This window comes from Paraburkholderia sp. RL17-373-BIF-A (assembly GCF_046030175.1).
GTDB lineage: Bacteria > Pseudomonadota > Gammaproteobacteria > Burkholderiales > Burkholderiaceae > Paraburkholderia.
On record NZ_JARESO010000401.1, the window covers coordinates 1 to 515 of the forward strand.

Annotated in this window: 1 protein-coding gene; it reads left to right on the plus strand. The window is 61.4% G+C overall.

Annotated elements, in window-relative coordinates:
- On the plus strand, positions 1-515 hold a 515-nt coding region (locus P0D80_RS51085), incomplete at both ends, for an alpha/beta fold hydrolase (protein WP_408296575.1).

A 515-nucleotide genomic window follows, 5' to 3' on the forward strand; every position in this document is an offset into this window, starting at 1 on the left:
CAGGCTGTGGTGGCCGTCGACATCATTGCGTTGATGGACGCATTGAAGATCGACAAGGCGATTTTCGGCGGCTTCGACTGGGGTGCGCGTACGGTGAATATCATCGCCGCGCTGTGGCCGGAACGATGCAAGGCGATGGTGTCGGTGAGCGGCTATCTGATCGGCAGCCAGGAGGCGAACCGCACGCCGTTGCCGCCGAAGGCGGAGCTGGCCTGGTGGTATCAGTTCTACTTCGCGACGGAGCGCGGCTATGCAGGCTACGACGCGAACCGCCACGACTTCAACAAGCTGATCTGGCACACCGCATCGCCGAAATGGAATTTCGACGATGCGACCTACGAGCGTTCGGCGCAAGCGTTCAATAACCCGGATCATGTGGCGGTGGTGATTCACAACTATCGCTGGCGTCTGGGGCTGGTCAAGGGCGAGGCGCAGTACGACGATCTGGAGAAGCGTCTGGCAGCGGCGCCGACGATTTCGGTACCGACCATCACGATGGAAGGCGACGCGAACGG